Here is a 3,834-nt window from a genome sequence, read left to right as displayed (position 1 = left end):
ATCGCCGCGCCCGGCAGCCGCTCGTGCCGCGGGGGGTGGTGCGGGGCCGGGGCGCCCGGTCGGTCGTCGTCAGCCTGCTCGTGGGGGCCGTCCAGGAGCTCGGCTCGGTCGTGGGCCCCGTCTTCGGCGCAGCAATCCTCGCCGTGTCCGGGTGGCGGGCCATCTTCTGGGCCAACGCCGTCGCCGGAGTGGTGCTGTATGCCGTGATCCGCGCCCTCGGGCGGCGGGCGAGCGTGCGCGGCGGAGGCGGCCGGCGCGGCATACGGACGAGGCTCCTCGGAGCGTGGACCCTCGGCGCGGCCGGGATCGCCCTCGGGACGCTCGCCCTCGCCGCCCCTCAGCGGCTCGTGACCGACGTGACCCTGGGGGCGCCCTTCGTCCCCTTCTCCGGCGACTCCCGCGCCCTCACGCCCATCGGCGCCGTCGCGGCCGCCCTGCTCCTCGGCGCGACTGCCCTCACCGTCCCGCAGTGGTGGCCGGTGCTGCGGCGTGCCGACCTCGTCGGCGCCACCCTCGTGACCGTCTCGCTCGGCTGCCTCGTGCTCGCCTTCGCCTCGGCCGACCCGGAGCGCGAGCTCGTCGGCGCCCTCGGCCGCGTCCTGCTGCCCGTGGGCGGGCTCACCCTGCTGGGCTACGGGTGGTGGCATCGCCGCGCCCGGCAGCCGCTCGTGCCGCGGGGGGTGGTGCGGGGCCGGGGCGCCCGGTCGGTCGTCGTCAGCCTGCTCGTGGGGGTCTCGCTCGTGGCGGTCGTCGTCGACGTGCCCCTCCTCGCGCGCCTCACCGGCTCCTACGACGAGACCGGAGCGGCCCTGGTCCTCGTCCGCTTCCTCGTCGCGGTGCCGGTGGGGGCGGCCGTCGGTGGGGTGGCGCTGCGCCGGGTGGGTGCCGGGGCCGTGGCCGGGGCCGGGCTGCTGGCGGCATCCGCAGGCCTGTTCGTCATGTCGGGGTGGTCGCTCCACTCGGTCGAGCAGCCCCTGGCGACCACGGTCGTGCTTGCCCTCGTCGGGCTCGGGGTGGGCCTGGCGCTCGCGCCGGTCAACGACGCGGTCCTGGCGGACTCGCCCGTGGGGGCGCACGGGGTGGCGAGCTCCCTCGTGGTGGTGGCGCGGATGGTCGGCATGGTGGTCGGCCTCGCGCTGCTGACCTCCGTCGGGCTGAGCCGCTACTTCGAGGCCGTGCGCCGCCTGCCGAACCCGCTCGACCCCGGCGCCCTCGTCGCGGCCGGCGTGGTGCAGATCCAGACCGTGTTCCTCGGTGGTGCGGTGGCGGCCCTGCTCGCCGGGCTCCTCGCCCTCACCCTCGGCCTGACCCCGGACACGCGGGGCAGAGTCAGTCCGTGAGCTCGACAACGACGGGCGCGTGGTCCGAGGCGCCCTTGCCCTTGCGCTCCTCGCGGTCGATGGCAGCGCCGACGACGCGGGCCGCGAGAGCGGGCGAGCACAGGGCGAAGTCGATCCGCATCCCCCGGCCCTTCTGGAAGCGCAGCTGCGTGTAGTCCCAGTAGGTGTAGACCCCCGGCCCGGGCGCGTGCGGCCGGACGACGTCGGCATACCCCGCCTCCACGACGCCCCGGAAGGCCGCCCGCTCGGCCGGCGACGTGTGCGTGCGGCCCTCGTAGTAGGCCGGGCTCCACACGTCGTCGTCCTGCGGGGCGATGTTCCAGTCGCCCATCAGCGCGATCTGCGCCTGGGGCTCGGCGGCCAGCCAGCCCCGACCCGCCACGCGCAGCGCCTCCAACCACTGGAGCTTGTAGCGCAGGTGCGGGTCCTCGAGCGTGCGCCCGTTGGGGATGTAGAGCGACCAGATCCGCACGCCGGCACACGTCGCCCCCACGGCTCGGGCCTCGGCCGCCACGGGGTCACCCCAGCCCGGCATACCGTCGAACCCCACGGTGACGTCGTCGAGCCCCACCCGTGACAGCACGGCGACGCCGTTCCAGTGGTTGAGGCCGTGGTGCGCCACCTCGTAGCCGAGCGCCCGCAGCCCGGCATACGGAAACTGGTCCTCGCGCGCCTTGGTCTCCTGCAGGGCGAGCACGTCCACGTCCGCGCGCCGTAGCCACGACTCCACCCGGTCGATGCGCGAGCGGATGGAGTTGACGTTCCACGTGGCGATGCGCACAGTCGCCCACCCTACGGCGCACGGAAGTGGCCACTCGACGGGGGTTCGAGGTCGAGTGGCCACTTTGGTGCGGTTGGGGGCGTGCGGAAGTGGCCACTCGATGGGGTGAGGAGCGTGCGGAAGTGACCACTCGACGGGGAGAGGGGCGTGCGGAAGTGGCGCGTGGGCTGCCGGCCGCTGCTTTCATGGAGGGGTGGCGCCTGGCCGCGAGCGTTCCGGGGACTGGCCTTCCGCGCGGGTCGTGCGGGGGCACTCCCTGGCGCCACTCGCCGCGGCCGTGCGCGGGATGCCGTCCTCGTGCTCTCCCATGCCGCCGCGCGGGCCATGCGCGCCCGAGGTCACGGCGCCATCGTCAACGTCTCCTCCGTCGCCGGCTTCGTGGCGGCCGGCACGTACTCGGCGGCCAAGGCCTGGGTCACGGTCTTCACCGAGGGCCTGGCCGCCGAGCTGGGCGGAAGCGGGGTGACGGCGACCGCCCTGTGCCCTGGCTTCACCCGCACGGAGTTCCACGAGCGGGCCGGAGTGCCCGCCGATGCCCCGGCGTTCCTGTGGCTCGACGCACCGAGGCTCGTCGCTGACTGTCTCACCGATGTCGCCCGGGGACGGGTGCTGTCCGTCCCGGGCGCGCAGTACAAGGCCATCGTGGGCCTGCTGCGCCTCGCGCCGCGCCGGCTCGTGCGGCGGCGAGGCCGGGGCGGACCGCGCCTGCCGCGCCTGCCGCACCTCTTCGGCCGGTCGCGCGGCTGACGGACGGCGACGCGCGGTGCCCGGCAGGCGGCATACCATCTGGCCGTGACCCAGACCACGACCGACGTCGCCACCGCCCGCGCCCGCCTGCTCGAGATCATCCGGGACAAGGCCATCGTCCACGGCCGGGTGACGCTGTCGTCCGGCAGGGAGGCGGACTACTACGTCGACCTGCGCCGGATCACGCTGGACGGCGAGGCTGCTCCCCTCGTCGGCGTCGTCCTGCGCGACCTCACCCGGGACCTCACGTATGCCGCCGTCGGTGGTCTCACGCTCGGTGCCGACCCCGTCGCCACGGCCATGCTCCATGCCGCTGCCGGGGCCGGGGAGCGGCTCGACGCCTTCGTCGTCCGCAAGGCCGGCAAGGCGCACGGCCTGCAGCAGCGGATCGAGGGGCCCTCGATCTCCGGGCGGCGGGTCCTCGTCGTCGAGGACACGACGACGACGGGCGCCTCCCCGCTGGAGGCCGTCAAGGCGGCGCGTGACGAGGGGGCGCACGTCGTCGCGGTCGCCACGATCGCCGACCGGGCGACCGGCGCCGCGGACCGGATCCGCGCCGAGGGAGTGGAGTACCGGTCGGTGTACTCGCTCTCGGACCTCGGCTTGGCGTAGGGCCGACACGACCCGCGCGAGGAGCGAGGCCTGGCGTAGGGCACTGCGGACCTGTGGTGTCACGGGTCAGGCCTTTGCTCAGAAGGGCGGTGGGTCGTCGGGTGGTTCGGGGGGCGGGTGCCGGTCGTGGTTCGTGGTGGGGGTGGCGGCGTCGTGGTGGGGTTGTTGGCGGTGGGCTTCGAGCCAGTCCTTGGGCCAGGTGGTGTAGTGGCTGCCGGCGAGGGTGCGCCAGGTGATGGGTTGCTGGCCGGTGGGGGCGCGTTCGGCGGTCCAGGCCCCGGTGGTGCGGAGGTTGTGGTGGCGGCGGTGTTTGGCGGACAGGTCGGTGGGGGTGGTTTGTCCGCGGGGCCAGGG

3 protein-coding genes and 2 pseudogenes are annotated in these 3,834 nt (G+C 75.0%); 3 read left to right on the top strand and 2 right to left on the bottom strand.

The features are described 5' to 3' along the window. Nucleotides 1-1,340, top strand: a 1,340-nt coding sequence (locus VFJ94_RS14415; RefSeq protein WP_325004915.1) for an MFS transporter, incomplete at its 5' end; no start/stop codon positions are given. Here VFJ94_RS14415 and VFJ94_RS14410 read toward each other — a convergent pair. Beyond that, nucleotides 1,330-2,121, bottom strand: a complete 792-nt coding sequence (locus tag VFJ94_RS14410) for an exodeoxyribonuclease III (protein WP_325004914.1) — start codon at nt 2,119-2,121, stop codon at nt 1,330-1,332. The genes VFJ94_RS14415 and VFJ94_RS14410 overlap by 11 nt on opposite strands. Nucleotides 2,122-2,409: 288 nt before the next feature. Here VFJ94_RS14410 and VFJ94_RS14405 point away from each other — a divergent pair. Together VFJ94_RS14405 and pyrE are read left to right on the top strand one after the other, a co-directional pair. Beyond that, a pseudogene (locus VFJ94_RS14405) lies at nt 2,410-2,868 on the top strand (SDR family NAD(P)-dependent oxidoreductase); the annotation flags it as partial. Nucleotides 2,869-2,913: 45 nt separating this feature from the next. Then, entirely contained in the window at nt 2,914-3,480 is a 567-nt protein-coding gene (gene pyrE / locus VFJ94_RS14400) for an orotate phosphoribosyltransferase (protein WP_325004913.1), read from the top strand. Between the two features lie 78 nt (nt 3,481-3,558). On the opposite strand, the pseudogene VFJ94_RS14395 reads toward pyrE, so the two are convergent. Next, nucleotides 3,559-3,834 (bottom strand): annotated as a pseudogene (locus VFJ94_RS14395) (HNH endonuclease); the annotation flags it as partial.

Source organism: Intrasporangium sp. (genome assembly GCF_035688975.1).
Lineage (GTDB): Bacteria > Actinomycetota > Actinomycetes > Actinomycetales > Dermatophilaceae > CALMNV01.
Note: the sequence above shows the minus strand (reverse complement) of the source record. Positions and strands in the feature narration are given on the sequence as shown.